Here is a 17,020-nt window from a genome sequence, read left to right as displayed (position 1 = left end):
TACGCGCTTATTTAAAGCCCTTCACCTTTTTGATCAGATCGTACGCGTTTTGAATTTCCTGCGACTTTTCTTTCGCAACGTTCATCATCTCTGGTGGTAGACCTTTTGCCATCAATTTATCTGGGTGATGCTCGTTCATCAATTTACGGTAAGCACGCTTAACGGTTTTACCGTCTGCATCTGAAGACACATCCAGAATTTTATAGGCATCGGCCAACTGGTCTGCTTGTGACGCTTGCTGCCACCCTGCACCTGAAGATTGATACTGACCTTGCTGCTGACCATGGAAGCCACCTTGGCTTTGGAAACGGAAAGCCGCTTCTTGCATATTGAGACGTCGCTCTAGCTGTTCGGAAGAGAAACCAAGACCACGAGCAATTTTATGTAGAACACTGCGCTCACTCGGGTGAATAGAACCATCGGCAAATGCGGCAGAAATTTGTAACTCTAAAAAGAATTGCAGCAAATCAAAGCGACCGGCTGAAGAGATCTTCACTCGGACCAATACTTCTTCCAGCGGAAAGTCGCTCTCTTTACCTTCTCTGAATGCATCTTGGGCAGCACGGCGTTGCTCACCATGAAGGCTCATGCGGTCCATCATCGTTGAAGCAAGTTGAATCTCTTCTTTCGTTACCTGCCCTTTGGCTTTAGCCACATGTCCCATTACTGCGAATGCTGCTTTAAAAAATTCTTCCTGACGTTGAGATTGGCTTGGACCTTTACCAAAACCGCCAGTAGAAAACCCCGCTTGACTCAAACGACGTGCTTTATCGAATTGGTGACCGATAAATAGACCAAACAATAAACCGAATGGACCTCCGAGTAACAAGCCAAAAAAGGCACCCAATATTTTGCCAAAAATATGCATTATGTGTTCTCTATCAATGAATTTTTATCGACGACGGCGGTCTTATAGTGCCGGACGCAACGATTTCCTTTATGATAATGGAATTAGTTTTTTTACGGTCAGGCTATTTCGCCTGCTTATCTTTGCAGCTATTTTATATCGGCATTATGCCACAGCGAGTCCATGCTCTGGGATAATTGCAAACTATAGTTGATTCATTTGGCTATAAAGCTAGGGTACAACAAGCCCTATAGCCATCGAGTAGTAGTGACACAGGAAAGTTCAATTCAATGCAACATTTCTCCCGCACATTTTTAGCGGCCTCTATCAGCACCGCCTTGTTTGTACCCACCACTCAAGCTGAAGCGAATATCAATGATAGTGTGCAGGAAATGCCCATCACAGATCAATGTTTGGTCGAGACAAGTGGTGAGGAGGACGCGCTAAATTCCCCAGTCGTAGTACAAGCTGATAGTCTTCAGGCGATCAATGGCGACAAAGCCCAATACTCCGGCAACGTAGAAGTGACGCAAGGACCAAAGAAGATTACTGCGGATAGCGTGACACTTCATCAACAAGACAATGTAGTGGTAGCGGAAGGTAACGTAACCTTCAATGACGGTAAGGTGAAGGCGCGCTCTGATCGTGTCACCAACGACATCAACCGAGATACCTTCTCGCTAGAAAATACCGACTACCAATTCCTTTGCCAGCAAGGTCGAGGTACCGCAGCGTATATCGCACGTACGGGTCAATCCGTTTATGAGCTGGAAGACGGCTCTATCACATCATGCCCTCAAGGCGATAACTCTTGGCGATTAGTCGCATCAGGTATTGATGTCGACCAAGATGAAGAAACCGCTACACTGCACCACCCTCGTTTTGAAGTATTGGACGTTCCCGTTTTTTACGTACCGTACTTAACAATGCCAATTGGTGATACGCGTAAGACAGGTTTCCTATTCCCTTCTCTGTCGTATGGCTCCAACGATGGTATGGAAGTTGAGATTCCATTCTATTGGAACATCGCGCCTGAGTACGACATGACGATTACCCCGTTATACATGCAGAAGCGTGGTAACAAGCTCGACGCTGATTTTCGTTACCTAACTGATGGTTGGGGACAAGGTGAAATCAAAGGCGAGTACATGAACAGCGACAAGAAGTACAACGACGAGTCGCGTTGGGGTTACCAGTTCAAACATGAAGGCATCATCAACAAGCAATGGTTAGTCAACTTAGACTACTCCAAAGTCAGCGATATTGATTACTTCCGAGATCTCAGCTCTGATATTGGTAACCGAGAAGATGGTCAGTTGCTTCAAGAAGGTGAAGTACAATACCGTTCGAATTTCTGGGATGCATCACTGCGAGTTCGTGATTTCCAAATCCTACTTCAAGACGAGAACCAACCATACCGTCTGCTGCCTCAGTTGGATTTGAACTACTACACACCACTCATGGGCAATTACGTTAACTTTGACGTGAAGAGCCAAATCAGCCGCTTTGATACTGATGATACAGCTAAGCCCGATGCAACTCGTGTTCACGTAGAGCCAGGTCTTACTATCCCGCTTTCGAACTCATGGGCGACATGGACTACAGAAGCTCGTGTCCTATCGACATACTACTCTCAAGACTTAACAGGGCTAACAGATACTAATTTACGAAACCAGCTTGATGAAAACGTATCACGCGTCATCCCAGAGTTCCGTACGCATGCGCGTATATATCTAGAGCGTGACACTAGCTGGATTGACGGCTACACACAAACGCTAGAGCCTCAGTTGCAGTACTTGTATGTCCCTGAAGAAGATCAGACGAACATCTACAACTACGATACCACCTTGCTGCAAACTGACTACTATGGTCTATTCCGCAGCCGTAAATACAGTGGCATTGATAAGATCGCATCAGCAAACCAGTTGAGTTACGGTGCAAGTACTCGATTCTTTGATGATGACTATAAAGAGCGCCTCAATATCTCGTTTGGTCAGATCTACTACTTCGATAAGAAAACCAAGATCAGTAACAGTCCTAGCGTGCCAGATGAGACCTCAAACTACTCATCTTGGGCAATTGAAACAGACTTCAACTACAACGATTACCTGTTTTACCACGGCGGTATTCAATACGACATTGATTTGAGCGCAATGCAGCTTGCTAACAGCACGCTGGAATACCAATTCAATGGTGGCTTTGTTCAAGGTAACTACCGTTACGTCACTCGAGAATACATCGAAGATACGATCATTCTCGAAAACCTAGATACGATCACTCGTAAGGGGATTTCACAAGCGGGTATTGTAGCGGCTTACGAGTTCAACCCAAGCTGGTCTGCAAGTGGTCAGTACTACTATGACCTGAATGAAAACATTGATATGGAATGGTTGGCGAGCGTGCGTTACCAATCTGACTGTTGGTACTTTGGTTTGACATATTCCAACCAACTGCTTGGCTGGGATGAAAAAGCCATCGGCAGTGCTGGCGCATCACCAAAATACGAAAACAACATCAGCGTGAACTTTGGTATTCAAGGTTTTGCAACCAACCAACGAGCTGATACTGCGGCGAAAGAGCTTGATGGCTCAGACAACGCAATCAAATACGGTCGTCCATTCTATTTGAACAATTAATCAAATTAGGCGTCTTAAACAATAGCAAGACGCTTAATCTATATTACTGACGGAATTTTTAATGAAAATTTGGAAATCACTCTTATTCACCGCGCTACTTTCTTGTGGTGTAACCGCTGCGCCAGTAGAGCTTGATAAGGTTGCGGTTATCGTTAACGACGGCGTAATTCTTCAAAGTGACATCGATACTGCGATGAAGACACTTCAGGCAAATGCTCGTCAAAATGGCAAGAGCCTACCTTCAGCAAGTGTGCTGAAAGACCAAGTGGTAGAAAAACTGATCATCGACACACTGCAAGGACAGGAAGCTGATCGTATTGGCGTCCGTATCGATGACAACCGTCTAAACCAAGCAATTGCGGAAATTGCTCGTAATAACAAGCAGACCGTAGAGCAACTTGCAGCATCTGTTCAAGCTGAAGGTCTAAGCTACCCAGAGTTTCGTGAACAGATCCGTAAAGAAATCGCGGCTTCTGAAGCTCGCAATGCGCTAGTGCGTCGTCGTATCAATATTCTTCCTGCTGAAGTAGACAGCCTTGCCGACCAACTGGCAAAAGAAACCAATGCAACCGTTCAGTACAAAATTGGTCATATTCAACTTCGCTTCTCTGATGATAAAGACAAGTCAGAAGTAGAAGCCGAAGCAAAAGCCTTGGTTAAGAAACTAAAAGACGGTGCTGACTTCTCGGAAATGGCATACACCTATTCAAAAGGTCCAAAAGCCCTACAAGGTGGTGATTGGGGTTGGATGCGTAAAGAAGAAATGCCGACCATCTTTGCAGACCAGATCAAGATGCAAAACAAAGGTAGCATCATTGGTCCATTCCGCAGCGGCGTAGGCTTCCACATCCTAAAAATTGAAGATGTAAAAGGTCTTGAAACCGTAGCAGTAACAGAAGTAAATGCTCGCCATATCCTAATCAAACCGACGGTAATCCTAAGTGATGATGGTGCGAAGAAAGAGCTAAACGACTTTATTCGTCGTATCAAGGCAGGCGAAGCGACCTTTGCTCAACTAGCGACACAATACAGCCAAGACCCTGGTTCAGCAGCGCAAAATGGTGAGCTAGGTTACCAAACTCCTGACCTATACGTGCCAGAATTTAAACACCAAGTAGAAACACTACCGATCGGCTCAATCAGTGAACCATTTAAAACGGTACACGGTTGGCACATTGTTGAAGTTCTAGACCGTCGCCAGGTAGACCGCACGGATTCAGCGATGAAGAACAAAGCATACCGAATTCTATTTAACCGTAAGTTTAATGAAGAAGCTGGCGCATGGATGCAAGAGCTACGCGCAAGCGCATTCGTTGAAATCGTGGATGATAATGATGGCAACTAATTCGATTCGCAGAATCGTCGTAACCGCAGGGGAACCTGCGGGTATCGGTCCCGATTTGGTGCTCGCCTTGTCTAAGGAAGACTGGGCACACCAAATCGTCGTCTGCGCAGACAAAAACATGCTGTTGGAACGTGCCGCACTACTCGGCATTGATGTTCAACTGACTGATTACAATCCAGAAGAAGCACCCAAAGCCCAAAAAGCGGGTACCTTGATCGTTGACCATATCGAAATGGCAGAGAATGTCATCGCTGGTCAACTCAATGAAGCTAACGGTCACTACGTATTAAAAACACTAGAAAGAGCCGCTTTGGGCTGTATGAATGATGAATTTGATGCTATTGTCACCGGCCCTGTACATAAGGGGGTGATCAATCGCTCAGGCGTTGCTTTCAGTGGTCATACTGAATTCTTCGCCGAGAAGTCCAACACACCGTTGGTCGTGATGATGCTCGCAACTGAAGGACTGAGAGTAGCACTTGTCACTACGCACATTCCTTTAGCTTACGTATCAAAAGCCGTCACGGAAGAGCGATTAGAAAAAATCATCGATATTCTTCATAAAGATCTTGTAGAAAAATTTGCCATCTCGCAGCCAAACATCTATGTTTGCGGGTTAAATCCACATGCGGGAGAAGATGGCTGTTTGGGTCGCGAAGAGATCGAGACCATCACTCCGACATTGGAAAAGATTCGACAAGAAAAAGGAATCAATCTGATCGGTCCATTACCGGCAGATACTATTTTCAATGAAAAGTATTTAAACGATGCTGATGCTGTTTTAGGCATGTACCACGACCAAGTGTTGCCAGTATTAAAGTACAAAGGCTTTGGTCGTTCAGTAAACATTACTCTTGGTCTACCTTTTATTAGAACCTCGGTGGATCACGGTACTGCATTAGAACTGGCAGGGACAGGTCAAGCGGATACAGGGAGCTTCCGAACAGCGCTCACGCATGCGATAGAATTGGTAGAGAAGAAACAATGAGAAATGATGTCCATTTAGGACACAAAGCGCGTAAACGTTTTGGTCAAAACTTCCTGAACGATCCGTACATTATTGACGGTATCGTATCAGCAATTAACCCAAGACCAGGTCAAAACCTGGTTGAGATCGGCCCGGGTCTAGGTGCAATCACCGAACCTGTTGGTCGCGAAGTCGACAAGTTCACGGTGATCGAATTGGACCGTGACCTAGCAGAACGTCTACGCAACCATCCTGAATTGGCAGATAAGCTTACTATCCATGAAGGCGACGCGATGCGTTTCGACTTCACTCAACTGGTGAAGCCAAACAACAAGCTGCGTATCTTTGGTAACTTGCCATACAACATCTCTACACCATTGATGTTCCACCTATTTGAATTCCATAAAGACATTCAAGATATGCACTTTATGCTTCAAAAAGAAGTAGTAAACCGCTTGGCAGCAGGTCCGGGTAGCAAGGCTTATGGTCGTCTAACGGTCATGGCGCAGTACTACTGTAAAGTAGTACCAGTGCTAGAAGTGCCACCAACCGCTTTTGTTCCGCCACCGAAAGTAGACTCAGCTGTTGTTCGTCTAGTACCTTACGAAGAACTTCCATGCCCAGCTAAAGATCTACGTTTGCTGGAGCGAGTATGTCGTGAAGGCTTTAACCAACGCCGTAAAACAGTACGTAACTGTTATAAATCTCTGCTCAGTACAGAGGTGTTGGAAGAGCTTGGTATCAACCCAGGCATGCGTCCAGAAAACTTGACGCTACAACAATTCGTCGCCATGGCGAACTGGCTCGCGGATAACCCGCAGCACTAAGAACTCAAACGATAAGCCAAACCCTTGCCGGTTTGGCTTATTATTATTGGGATATTACGTTTCTGAGGAGTGCACATGGACGTCATTCAACCTTGCATTAAGATTCAAGTTCATACCAAATACATCGAAGAACAGTCCAATCCAGAGCTACAACGCTATGTGTTCGCTTACGTCATCACAATAAAAAACCTCAGCCAACAAACGGTACAATTAGTCAGTCGTCGCTGGTTGATTACCGACTCCAACGGTAAACAAATGACGGTAGAGGGCGAAGGTGTTGTTGGTCAACAACCCTTTATCGCAGGTAATGACGAGTATACTTACAGCAGTGGCACTGCGTTAGAAACACCAGTTGGTGTCATGCAGGGACACTACATGTTACTGGATGAAAAAGGACAGGAATTCATCACTGAGATTGACCCATTCCGCTTGGCTGTTCCTAACGTCTTAAATTAATCAGGAGACTCTGTGGCTAACTACATTGTTGGAGACATCCAAGGCTGTTTTGACGAGCTTCAACAGCTATTAGAGCAAGTTAATTTTTCTGTAGAACATGACCAACTTTGGTTAGCTGGCGACCTTGTCGCTCGAGGTCCTAAATCATTAGAAACACTGCGCTTTGTTCGTTCTCTTGGTGACAGCGCTAAAGTCGTGCTCGGTAATCATGACCTGCATCTTATGGCGGTCTCGCAAGGACTCAAAAAGGTCAAAGATAAAGACAAAACCGCACCCATATTCTCTGCCCCAGACAAAGACGAATTACTGACTTGGCTCGCTCAACAACCACTGCTTGCAGAACACGATGAGTTTGTAATGTGCCATGCCGGTATCTCTCCGCTATGGGATCTTGAAACCGCCAGAGCCTGTGCCCGTGAAGTGGAAGCGATCATTCGAAGTGAACAATTACCTTGGCTACTAGAAAACATGTACAGCAACCAACCTGATCTTTGGGATGAATCCCTATCGGGACTTGATCGCTATCGCTATACCATCAATGCCTTTACCCGTATGCGTTTCTGCTTTCCTGACGGGCGACTGGATATGGATTGTAAATTGCCACCGCAAGAAGTATCAGAGGATGAACTGGTGCCGTGGTTTAAGTTACCGCAAAGAATCCCTCTAGAAAAAGCGGTACTTTTTGGGCATTGGGCGGCACTGCAAGGTCATATCGATGAAAGCATTATTGGACTTGATACGGGCTGCGTTTGGGGGGGCTCACTAACTATGATTCGTTGGGAAGACAAACAAGTCTTCATTCAAGAAGCTCTCAGTTAACGGCTCTGATTGCCGGACTAAAAAACAAAAAGCACCGCGTTTGCGGTGCTTTTCTCATTCTATCCGATTACTTTTCAAGGACAGTAAAACGCATGTTGTAAGCGTTTTTCTCATCTGCTTGGTATGCCTCAGAGTACGTTTCTTTAAACTCAATACCCCAATCAGGGAACTGAGTATCGCCCTCAATTTCAGCTTCGATATGAGTCACATACAACTTGGTTGCCATTGGCAGACAAGCTGCGTAAATCGCACCACCACCAATGATCATCACCTCTTCCACCTCACCCGCAACGTCTAACGCTTGCTCAATCGATGTGACAGTTGTTACACCTTCAATACAAAGTGACTCATCACGACTGATGACAATGTTCAAACGACCAGGTAGAGGACGCCCGATCGATTCATAGGTCTTACGTCCCATCACAACAGGCTTGCCCATAGTGCAGCGCTTAAACCATGCAAAATCTGCAGGAAGATGCCAAGGCATCTGGTTGTCTTTACCGATGATTCGATTGTCTGCCATCGCGGCAATCATGCTGATGATCATATTGGGTCCTTATACTATGGGTCTGCGGCGATAGAATAACAGCCCCGGAACCGCCAAGCCAACCGCTAAGCCTGCAATAATAAACATCGCCTTAAGAAAGTTTTCCATGCACGTCGCAATGAGTTCAGGCGAATAACCTAAGTGGTTTATCTCAACCATGGCTATCATGGCTTTATAAGCGAATACCCCTGGAACCATAGGGATTAAAGCAGCCACAGTGAATACTTTTGGATGAGCCAGAAAGCGATGGGACCAGTGAACACCTATCAAGCCCACTAAAGTCGCCGCGAAAAAGGTCGCCCACTCAATTGGCAAGCCAAAGTGCATCATTAGATAACGGCTACCATGACCGATCGCACCACCTGCCGCACAGTACTTAAGTGCCTTTTGTGGCACGTTAAAGACCATAGCAAAACCAACCGCAGGAATAGCGGCAAAGAACATGTCGTTTAAAAGCCCTAAAATCAGCTCAAATACACTCATTAGCTCATCCATCCCCAAATACCGGTTACTTCCATTGCAGCAACAATACCAAGACAAGTAGCTAGAGTAAGCAAACTCGCCATAGTGAATCGTGCAATGCCCATGTTGATATGCCCTTTCAACATATCGGCAACCGAGTTAATCAATGGAAAGCCTGGAACCAGCATTAATACGGAAGACGCCATGGCAACAGTCGGCAAGTTACCAATTTCGAAGATAACCGCTTGAGCTGAAATCAACGTCGTAACAAAGGCCGTAACAGCAAAATTGAGAAGGGGATTAAAGTGTCGATGACCAATTTCTTGTCGCACGATCATACCGCCAGCAGAAGCAAGAAAAGTCATGACAAACACCCCTAAATCACCTCCAGCCAAATGACTGAATGCCGCACAGGAAAGCCCTATCATAAATACAACTAACCAACGGTTATAGCGCTCAGGACTGATACTATTGAGCTTCTTCTGCGCCATTTTCACATCAAGTAAGCCACGCTCCATCATGATACAAATGCGTTGGATCTGAGTTATCACGCGCATATTAATGCCACGATCCGCACAGCTTCTTGTGGTGGTGATGCAGTGATCGTCCTTTACGGTCGTCACCACTAAAGCATTGGCTGATAATGCCACCGCAACGTCACTCACACCGCATGCAATGCCAATGCGCTGCATAATGTCACTAACCAGCGTACTTTCTGCCCCATGGGCTAATAACATTTGCCCTGCTTGGGCAACAAGCCGAGAGATGGCTCTTTGATTGGATGCCGTCGTAGTACAAGACGGTATAGCTTCCAGTGTCATAAATACTTCCTAAGTCCATTTATACCCAAGTAACCTCAAGACGTTTGGTTCAGCAAGAATGTCTTGGGTTGTAGACGCACAGCGATTTAAGGATTTAGTGAACCTAAATTAAAAATCGACAACAAAGTGCACAAGCCAAGACAACTCGCCCTTTGTAAGCGTGTCATCGACTCGCTCTGACTCCTTCGCCTTGAAGTCACTTGGGTATAATTTATTATTGTGCCGTAAATCACATCCACTAAACATGATTTAGATACAAAAAAAGCCGCAATACACATTGCGGCTTAGTGAATTAGCTAGCGATTAGTCGCGGACGTAAACAACGTGACCGTCGTCTTCTTCATCGTCCCAGTCATCCCAATCGTCGTCGTCTTCAGTAACAACATCTTTACCAGCGATCGCGTCTTTATGGTAGTCATCCCACATGAAGTTAACTTTATCTTCTTCAGCAACTTCTTCCTCTTCGCGAGGTAGGTTTTCCATAAAGTCAGCTAACTTGTAGCAAAGCTCTTTTGTGCCGTTACGGTTGATCGCCGAGATCTTAAAGTACTCGTCTTCCCAACCTAGCGCATCCAAGATCTCTTGGATCTTTTCATTCGCTTCTTCTTCAGGCATCAGATCCGTTTTGTTGAAAACTAACCAACGAGGTTTGCCTGCTAGTTTTTCACTGTACTGCTCTAACTCATCAATGATAGTTAGGGCATTTTGGATTGGATCTGACTGATCGATTGGCATGATATCGATCATGTGCAGCAGCACACGACAACGTTCTAGATGCTTAAGGAAGCGAATGCCTAGACCAGCACCGTCAGCTGCGCCTTCAATTAGACCTGGAATGTCTGCAACAACAAAGCTTTTCTCAGGTACGACACTCACTACACCCAAACTTGGGATTAACGTAGTAAATGGGTAATCAGCTACTTTTGGTTTTGCTGCTGATACTGCGCGGATAAAGGTTGATTTACCTGCATTAGGCAGACCAAGCATACCAACATCAGCCAATAGCAATAGTTCTAAACGGATCTCACGGATTTCACCTTTAGTACCCAGCGTTCTCTGACGAGGTGCGCGGTTTACTGAAGATTTGAAACGCGTGTTACCAAGACCGTGCCAGCCGCCTTTAGCGACCATCACTTTCTTACCGTGTTCTGCTACTTCGGCAACGATTTCGTTAGTGTGGATATCAACTGCGCGAGTACCTACTGGCACGCGAAGTGTGATGTCTTTACCACGTTTACCAGTACAGTTACCGCCGCGACCGTTTTCACCGCGTTCTGCTTCGTAAAAGCGTTGGAAACGGTAATCGATCAGGGTATTTAGGTTTTCATCGGCTTGGATGTATACATCACCACCATCACCACCGTCGCCACCATCAGGGCCACCTTTAGTGATGAATTTTTCACGCCAGAAACTTACAACGCCGCTACCGCCGTCACCAGCCTGAACTTTTACTACCGCTTCATCTACGAACTTCATCTTTTACTCCGACTACTTCGTGCGTGGATTAAATCTGATTTGCCATCAAACAATTTTAGCAGATGACAGATCTAAGCTCCCAGATTCCAACCGCGATGGGCTAAAACGAGAAACTTGAATATGCCGACTGCTACAAATAAAAAACCCCGCCGAATCGGCAGGGCTTTTGAATTCAGCTATAAAGCTTTAGTAATTAACCTAAAAGGTAAAATTACTCAGCTTCGATGCTTACAAACTTACGGTTCTTAGGACCTTTAACCTCGAACTTCACCTTACCTTCAGTAAGAGCGAATAGAGTGTGGTCTTTACCGATACCTACGTTGTTACCAGCGTGGAACTTAGTACCACGTTGACGAACGATAATGTTACCTGCAAGAACAGATTCACCACCGAAACGCTTAACACCTAGACGTTTGCTTTCTGAATCGCGGCCGTTACGAGTAGAACCACCAGCTTTTTTGTGTGCCATTGTTAAACTCTCCTAATAGATTAAGCGTTGATACCAGTGATCTTCACTTCAGTGAACCACTGACGGTGACCCTGTTGCTTACGAGAGTGCTTACGACGACGGAACTTAACGATTTTAACTTTATCGCCACGACCGTGTTGTACAACTTCAGCAACAACTTTGCCGCCCTCTACAAGAGGAGCACCAACTTTGATGTCTTCGCCGTTAGCAACAAGAAGAACTTTATCAAATTCTACAGTTGCACCAGTTTCAACGTCTAATTTCTCTAAACGAAGAGTTTGACCTTCGCTTACACGGTGTTGTTTACCACCAGATTGGAAAACAGCGTACATATTTTACTCCGCTTTTTCCGCACAGCCTTTTCATGAGGGTGTGCGCTAAACTAATCATCAATAGGGCGCAGATTCTACAGAAGAGATGCCCCTATGACAAGCCATATTTTGAAAAAATTGGCGAAAAGCTAATCGCCAAAGAAAAGTGCGGCAATCATGCCCTTTAGTAATGTATTAATCAACGTTTTTTAGTGTATTATTCGACAATTATATAAATCGAATAAGCCTTGCAGGGTCTAACTTCAGCCGGATATACGATGGATTTTAAAACTATCCAAGCGCTTACTGCCGATGACATGGCAAAAGTGAATGAAACAATTCAAGCCCAACTAAATTCTGATGTCTCTTTAATCAACCAACTCGGTTTCTATATCGTGAGTGGTGGAGGCAAACGTCTGAGACCACTTCTGGCGATATTGTCAGCTCGTGCTCTTGGTTACCAAGGTAACGGTCATACCATGGCTGCGGCGTTTATCGAGTTCATCCATACTGCGACTCTGTTGCACGATGATGTAGTTGATGAATCTGACATGCGCCGTGGTAAAGCGACAGCGAATGCTGCGTTTGGTAATGCCGCGAGCGTGTTAGTTGGGGACTTTATTTATACTCGCTCATTTCAAATGATGACTGAGCTAGGATCAATGAAGATCCTTAAACTGATGAGTGATGCAGTTAATGTGATCGCAGAAGGTGAGGTTCAGCAGTTAATGAACTGTAATGATCCTGACACGACTGAAGAAAGCTACATGCAGGTCATCTACTCAAAAACTGCGCGTCTGTTTGAATCAGCAACGCAGATTGGTGCCATCTTAAATGACGCACCAGAAGAAGTAGAAGTGGCATTGCAAAACTACGGCAAATACCTTGGCACCGCATTCCAACTGATCGATGACGTGATGGACTATACGTCAGACGGTGAGGATATGGGTAAGAATGTTGGTGACGATTTGGCTGAAGGCAAACCAACGCTTCCTCTATTGCATGCGATGCGCAATACCACGCCAGATAACGCAGCGATGATTCGTGAAGCTATCGAGAAAGCTAACGGTATGGATCGACTAGAAGATATCTTAACGGTTATGCAGCAAGCTGGTTCTCTTGAGTACACAACACAAAAAGCGTTAGAAGAAGCCGATAAAGCCATTGCTGAGTTGGCGGTGCTGCCTGAATCCGACTATAAGCAAGCACTAATTACACTCGCTCATATGTCTGTGAAGCGTACTAGCTAACAAAAAAGAAAGACCCAAAAGTAAAAAGGAAGAGCCATGCTCTTCCTTTTTGTTATCTTTTACTGGTAACAGACCTTAGTAATATTGATCGCAGTTACCATGCAACTGTGGGTTGTCTTCTATTTCATCAAAGCTTACCGCAAGCTGCTCTTCTGACCCCTGCTTCGCCAATAGAACGGTTTCAGCTTCTTGATCAACGACCAAGATGGTTCCAACACCTTGCTGACACTCTACAACCATACCTTTACGGATTCGACTCGCTTCCATCATCTTCTCCTTCACAAAGTTGTTTGGTTCTGACTCTGATACGGCAAGCCAAAAGAAAGGATCAAAAAAGCCGATCCTAAGATCGGCTTTCTTTGCTATTTGTCTTGTTTACATGCTTTGCATGTAGAGACGCTTATTTTGCGAATTCAACACCAATGTTGATATCACCATTTAGCGTTTCTAGCATGCCATCAAGTGCCGACTTCTCGTAGTCGCTTAATGCGCCGTAGCTTAGAACTTCTTCTACGCCATCTTTACCTAGCTTCACAGGTTGCGCGAAGTAAGGAGCATGCTCGCTATCGCCTTCAACATATGCACACTCGATCACGCCTTCTTCACCTTGAAGAGCACGAACTAGCGCTAGACCAAAGCGACATGCCGCCTGACCCATAGACAGAGTTGCACTACCGCCACCCGCTTTTGCTTCTACAACTTCTGTACCTGCGTTTTGGATACGCTTCGTCAGAGCTTCTACTTCTTCAGCCGTGAACTCAACACCTTCAACTTGAGAAAGTAGAGGAAGAATCGTTACGCCAGAGTGACCACCGATAACAGGCACGCGGATATCACCTGGATCTTTGTCTTTTAGCTCAGCAACGAATGTTTCTGAACGGATAACATCTAGCGTCGTTACACCAAACAGCTTGCGCTTGTCGTAAACGCCTGCTTTTTTCAACACTTCAGCAGCAATTGGCACCGTTGTGTTCACTGGGTTAGTGATGATACCTACACATGCTGTTGGACATACAACGGCAATCTTCTCTGCTAGCGATTTAACGATGCCAGCATTTACGTTAAACAGATCCGCGCGATCCATACCAGGCTTACGAGCCACACCAGCTGAGATTAGCACCACGTCCGCACCTTCAAGTGCAGGCGTTGGATCTTCACCAGCGTAACCTTTGATAGAAACTGGGGTTGGAATGTGGCTAAGATCAGCAGCCACACCAGGAGTTACTGGAGCAATATCATATAGGGCTAAATCAGAACCTGCAGGAAGACGGTTCTTAAGTAGAAGGGCCAGTGCTTGACCGATGCCGCCAGCGGCACCAATAACGGCTACTTTCATGTAGTTCTCCTTGAGAGTATTTCTCTTATAAACGTATTCGTAGGGTATTTTGTAACCAGCTGAAATAAAGCTATCGGAATCACAACTTGATTACAATCAATTAACGCCAGCTTTGCGACCTCGCGCAACTCACTGTTACCGTGCTACAAACAAAGGTCTGATTATTCTTTTATTCTGTTGAAATGACAAGAAATTCAACACAATAAATAGGTCAACAATTTCATACTTAAAGAATCCTATCCTGTTTAGGGTTTACAGTGATGGAATTAACATAATGTCGTGACTTTTTGGCACTGCATGAATATCTATGCGAGAATATGCAAAATTGCTGACCCTTGATAAGAGAATCATAACGACTATGCGCAATTCAGAAAAACAAGATAACTTAGTTCGCGCTTTTAAAGCCTTATTAAAAGAAGAGAGTTTTGGCTCACAGGGCGAAATCGTTGATGCACTAAAACAACAAGGTTTTGAAAGCATCAACCAATCTAAAGTCTCTCGCATGCTAACCAAGTTTGGTGCTGTCCGTACACGCAACGCAAAAATGGAGATGGTTTACTGTCTGCCTGCTGAGCTAGGTGTACCAACAGTGAGCAGCTCTCTACGCGAGTTGGTATTAGATATTGATCATAACGCCGCTTTGGTTGTCATTCATACAGGTCCAGGTGCTGCTCAACTGATCGCACGCTTGCTTGACTCTCTTGGCAAATCTGAGGGTATTCTTGGTGTCGTTGCGGGCGATGACACTATCTTCATTACCCCAACAATGCCAGTATCTACAGAACAACTGTTCAAATCTGTGTGTGAACTTTTCGAATACACAGGCTAAGTAACTGTTTGTGGGCTATGAAATTAATTGAATTTTGTAGCCCATTAAAAATGTAAATTTTTTGATTTTACAGCTTATTTTTCACCCGGCAATTTTGTGATCAACATCACGCTATTGGTTTTTTTAACACCTCTTCTCAAACTCATCATAAGTATTTGTTCTAGAAAGAATTAACTTACAAATTTATCTCCACTCTCAGTCGCAACATTTAGACTTATTCGCTATAACTTTTAACAATCGGATAATTTTCTGCCAATTTTTTGTTATGATTCGCTCGCTTTTTCAAACGATTGGATTGGAAAAGATGCCGTTTCCAAATAGGAAACTCCTGAAGTAATTTATGGTTATTTCCGGGTTAATAATGAATATAAGGAAGGGAAATTCATGGCATTTAACAAACTTCTTAAAGTAGGCGCTATCGCTGCAGCAGTTATGGGCGCAGGCGCAGTTAACGCTCAAGAGTTTATTACTATCGGTACTGGCTCTGTTACAGGTGTTTACTACCCTACTGGTGGTGCTATTTGTAAATTGGTAAACAAAGGTCGTAAAGATCACAACATTCGTTGTTCAGTAGAATCGACTGGCGGCTCAATTTACAACGTCAACACAATCCGTGCTGGCGAGCTAGACTTTGGTATCGTGCAATCGGATTGGCAGTACCACGGCTACAACGGTACGAGCAAGTTTGCTGAACAAGGTCCGTACAAAAAACTACGCGCAATGTTCTCTCTTCACACAGAACCTTTTAACATCATTGCACGTGCAGATTCTGGTATCGAAAACGTTAAAGACCTGAAAGGTAAACGTGTAAACATCGGTAACCCAGGTTCTGGCGACCGCGCAACAATGGGTGTAGTGATGGATGCAATGGGCTGGACTAACGACAGCTTCAAGCTAGCATCAGAGCTTAAAGGCTCAGAGCGTTCACAAGCTCTATGTGACAACAAGATCGACGCGTTCATCTACATGGTTGGTCACCCGAACGGTTCAATCAAAGAAGCAACAACCTCTTGTGACGCGAAACTGATCCCTGCGACAGGCCCAGAGATCGACAAGATCGTTGCTGAAAACCCTTACTACGCGTTTAGCACAGTACCTGCTGGTATGTACCGTGGTACAGACAAAGACGTAAACAGCTTTGGTGTTGCGGCAACAATGGTAACAACATCAGACGTTTCTGATGATGTCGCTTACAACGTGGCAAAAGCGGTGTTTGAAAACTTCGACACATTCAAACGTCTACATCCTGCATTTGCAAACCTGAAGAAAGAAGACATGGTGAAAGCTGGTCTTTCTATCCCTCTTCACCCAGGTGCAGTGAAATACTACAAAGAAGTAGGTCTGCTTAAGTAAGCAACTACTGACTTCAAGCTCAGGCAGAAACGGATCGCTTTCTGCCTGATTGAGTATGCTGGCGGGACAGCCCCATCAGCATACTTTGTTCAATTTGCTTTATGCAATCTGCCGATTTCTTTCGGAAGTCGCGCTCATACCTAAGAAAAAGAAAACGCACCTTTACCACTCTCATCGTTCAGTGAGTTTAAGGGTTATCGCGGTTCAATCGAAAGCAAACTTCGCTCTATTCACTACACTGTTATAGCGAAGCGAGGTTCTCGAAACAC

General features: G+C 45.0%; 18 protein-coding genes. 9 read left to right on the top strand and 9 right to left on the bottom strand.

The annotated features are described in order from the left end of the window. Positions 1–7 precede the first annotated feature (7 nt). A complete protein-coding gene (djlA, locus tag J4N44_RS01650; RefSeq protein ID WP_252044790.1) occupies positions 8–868 on the bottom strand; it encodes a co-chaperone DjlA in 861 nt (286 codons plus the stop codon). A gap of 269 nt (positions 869–1,137) precedes the next feature. Between djlA and lptD the strand changes: the two genes are divergently transcribed. From lptD to apaH, 6 genes are all read left to right on the top strand, one after another. Beyond that, on the top strand, positions 1,138–3,483 hold the full coding sequence (gene lptD, locus J4N44_RS01645; protein ID WP_252044789.1) for an LPS assembly protein LptD: 2,346 nt from the start codon (positions 1,138–1,140) through the stop codon (positions 3,481–3,483). Between the two features lie 61 nt (positions 3,484–3,544). Then, positions 3,545–4,828 carry a peptidylprolyl isomerase SurA gene (surA, locus tag J4N44_RS01640; protein ID WP_005450468.1) on the top strand — a complete coding sequence of 428 codons (1,284 nt, stop codon included), beginning with the start codon at positions 3,545–3,547 and terminating at the stop codon, positions 4,826–4,828. Continuing rightward, on the top strand, positions 4,818–5,816 hold the full coding sequence (gene pdxA, locus J4N44_RS01635; RefSeq protein WP_005450469.1) for a 4-hydroxythreonine-4-phosphate dehydrogenase PdxA: 999 nt from the start codon (positions 4,818–4,820) through the stop codon (positions 5,814–5,816). Before surA ends, pdxA begins: the two co-directional genes overlap by 11 nt. Then, positions 5,813–6,622 (top strand): 16S rRNA (adenine(1518)-N(6)/adenine(1519)-N(6))-dimethyltransferase RsmA, encoded by an 810-nt coding sequence (gene rsmA / locus J4N44_RS01630; protein WP_005450470.1) that lies wholly within the window; start codon positions 5,813–5,815, stop codon positions 6,620–6,622. The genes pdxA and rsmA overlap by 4 nt, the downstream gene beginning before the upstream one ends. A gap of 75 nt (positions 6,623–6,697) precedes the next feature. Beyond that, the gene (gene apaG / locus J4N44_RS01625) at positions 6,698–7,078 is read left to right on the top strand and encodes a Co2+/Mg2+ efflux facilitator ApaG/CorD (protein ID WP_005450471.1); all 381 of its coding nucleotides are present in this window, start codon (positions 6,698–6,700) and stop codon (positions 7,076–7,078) included. A 12-nt stretch (positions 7,079–7,090) separates the two neighbouring features. After that, positions 7,091–7,897: a bis(5'-nucleosyl)-tetraphosphatase (symmetrical) ApaH gene (apaH, locus tag J4N44_RS01620; RefSeq protein ID WP_005450472.1), complete on the top strand. Its 807-nt coding sequence runs from the start codon at positions 7,091–7,093 to the stop codon at positions 7,895–7,897. Between the two features lie 67 nt (positions 7,898–7,964). Here the strand turns inward: apaH and folA are convergent, their stop codons facing one another. The 6 genes from folA to rplU all read right to left on the bottom strand — a co-directional run bounded on the left by folA (position 7,965) and on the right by rplU (position 12,004). Beyond that, on the bottom strand, positions 7,965–8,444 hold the full coding sequence (gene folA, locus J4N44_RS01615) for a type 3 dihydrofolate reductase (protein WP_005450473.1): 480 nt from the start codon (positions 8,442–8,444) through the stop codon (positions 7,965–7,967). A 9-nt stretch (positions 8,445–8,453) separates the two neighbouring features. Continuing rightward, positions 8,454–8,927 carry a threonine/serine exporter family protein gene (locus J4N44_RS01610; protein ID WP_009698851.1) on the bottom strand — a complete coding sequence of 158 codons (474 nt, stop codon included), beginning with the start codon at positions 8,925–8,927 and terminating at the stop codon, positions 8,454–8,456. Continuing rightward, on the bottom strand, positions 8,927–9,727 hold the full coding sequence (locus tag J4N44_RS01605; RefSeq protein ID WP_017817252.1) for a threonine/serine exporter family protein: 801 nt from the start codon (positions 9,725–9,727) through the stop codon (positions 8,927–8,929). The genes J4N44_RS01610 and J4N44_RS01605 overlap by 1 nt, the downstream gene beginning before the upstream one ends. Positions 9,728–10,030: 303 nt before the next feature. Beyond that, positions 10,031–11,203: an Obg family GTPase CgtA gene (gene cgtA / locus J4N44_RS01600; RefSeq protein WP_005450476.1), complete on the bottom strand. Its 1,173-nt coding sequence runs from the start codon at positions 11,201–11,203 to the stop codon at positions 10,031–10,033. A 211-nt stretch (positions 11,204–11,414) separates the two neighbouring features. Then, positions 11,415–11,672, bottom strand: a complete 258-nt coding sequence (gene rpmA, locus J4N44_RS01595) for a 50S ribosomal protein L27 (protein WP_005383095.1) — start codon at positions 11,670–11,672, stop codon at positions 11,415–11,417. Positions 11,673–11,692: 20 nt separating this feature from the next. Continuing rightward, positions 11,693–12,004 (bottom strand): 50S ribosomal protein L21, encoded by a 312-nt coding sequence (gene rplU, locus J4N44_RS01590; RefSeq protein WP_000271393.1) that lies wholly within the window; start codon positions 12,002–12,004, stop codon positions 11,693–11,695. A 257-nt stretch (positions 12,005–12,261) separates the two neighbouring features. Here rplU and ispB point away from each other — a divergent pair, with 257 nt between their 5' ends. After that, a complete protein-coding gene (ispB, locus tag J4N44_RS01585) occupies positions 12,262–13,233 on the top strand; it encodes an octaprenyl diphosphate synthase (protein WP_005450493.1) in 972 nt (323 codons plus the stop codon). Between the two features lie 75 nt (positions 13,234–13,308). Here ispB and J4N44_RS01580 read toward each other — a convergent pair whose 3' ends face one another. Then, entirely contained in the window at positions 13,309–13,500 is a 192-nt protein-coding gene (locus J4N44_RS01580; protein WP_005430528.1) for a hypothetical protein, read from the bottom strand. 133 nt (positions 13,501–13,633) lie between these two features. Continuing rightward, complete coding sequence (gene mdh / locus J4N44_RS01575) at positions 13,634–14,569, bottom strand: malate dehydrogenase (RefSeq protein WP_005450494.1); 936 nt, start codon at positions 14,567–14,569, stop codon at positions 13,634–13,636. 358 nt (positions 14,570–14,927) lie between these two features. Between mdh and argR the strand changes: the two genes are divergently transcribed. Together argR and J4N44_RS01565 are read left to right on the top strand one after the other, a co-directional pair. Further along, on the top strand, positions 14,928–15,398 hold the full coding sequence (gene argR, locus J4N44_RS01570; protein ID WP_005430583.1) for a transcriptional regulator ArgR: 471 nt from the start codon (positions 14,928–14,930) through the stop codon (positions 15,396–15,398). Positions 15,399–15,782: 384 nt separating this feature from the next. Next, positions 15,783–16,751: a TAXI family TRAP transporter solute-binding subunit gene (locus J4N44_RS01565; RefSeq protein ID WP_009698854.1), complete on the top strand. Its 969-nt coding sequence runs from the start codon at positions 15,783–15,785 to the stop codon at positions 16,749–16,751. Positions 16,752–17,020: the final 269 nt, after the last annotated feature.

The organism is Vibrio sp. SCSIO 43155 (assembly GCF_023716605.1).
Classification (GTDB): Bacteria; Pseudomonadota; Gammaproteobacteria; order Enterobacterales; family Vibrionaceae; genus Vibrio; species Vibrio harveyi.
Note: the sequence above shows the minus strand (reverse complement) of the source record. Positions and strands in the feature narration are given on the sequence as shown.

Coding starts and splice junctions, on each gene's coding strand:
- J4N44_RS01605 (WP_017817252.1), bottom strand. CDS start 9,727: ATGACACTGGAAGCTATACCGTCTTGTACTACGACGGCATCCAATCAA.
- J4N44_RS01610 (WP_009698851.1), bottom strand. CDS start 8,927: ATGAGTGTATTTGAGCTGATTTTAGGGCTTTTAAACGACATGTTCTTT.
- J4N44_RS01565 (WP_009698854.1), top strand. CDS start 15,783: ATGGCATTTAACAAACTTCTTAAAGTAGGCGCTATCGCTGCAGCAGTT.
- argR (WP_005430583.1), top strand. CDS start 14,928: ATGCGCAATTCAGAAAAACAAGATAACTTAGTTCGCGCTTTTAAAGCC.
- ispB (WP_005450493.1), top strand. CDS start 12,262: ATGGATTTTAAAACTATCCAAGCGCTTACTGCCGATGACATGGCAAAA.
- folA (WP_005450473.1), bottom strand. CDS start 8,444: ATGATCATCAGCATGATTGCCGCGATGGCAGACAATCGAATCATCGGT.
- apaG (WP_005450471.1), top strand. CDS start 6,698: ATGGACGTCATTCAACCTTGCATTAAGATTCAAGTTCATACCAAATAC.
- J4N44_RS01580 (WP_005430528.1), bottom strand. CDS start 13,500: ATGGAAGCGAGTCGAATCCGTAAAGGTATGGTTGTAGAGTGTCAGCAA.
- lptD (WP_252044789.1), top strand. CDS start 1,138: ATGCAACATTTCTCCCGCACATTTTTAGCGGCCTCTATCAGCACCGCC.
- surA (WP_005450468.1), top strand. CDS start 3,545: ATGAAAATTTGGAAATCACTCTTATTCACCGCGCTACTTTCTTGTGGT.
- pdxA (WP_005450469.1), top strand. CDS start 4,818: ATGGCAACTAATTCGATTCGCAGAATCGTCGTAACCGCAGGGGAACCT.
- mdh (WP_005450494.1), bottom strand. CDS start 14,569: ATGAAAGTAGCCGTTATTGGTGCCGCTGGCGGCATCGGTCAAGCACTG.
- djlA (WP_252044790.1), bottom strand. CDS start 868: ATGCATATTTTTGGCAAAATATTGGGTGCCTTTTTTGGCTTGTTACTC.
- rplU (WP_000271393.1), bottom strand. CDS start 12,004: ATGTACGCTGTTTTCCAATCTGGTGGTAAACAACACCGTGTAAGCGAA.
- rpmA (WP_005383095.1), bottom strand. CDS start 11,672: ATGGCACACAAAAAAGCTGGTGGTTCTACTCGTAACGGCCGCGATTCA.
- cgtA (WP_005450476.1), bottom strand. CDS start 11,203: ATGAAGTTCGTAGATGAAGCGGTAGTAAAAGTTCAGGCTGGTGACGGC.
- rsmA (WP_005450470.1), top strand. CDS start 5,813: ATGAGAAATGATGTCCATTTAGGACACAAAGCGCGTAAACGTTTTGGT.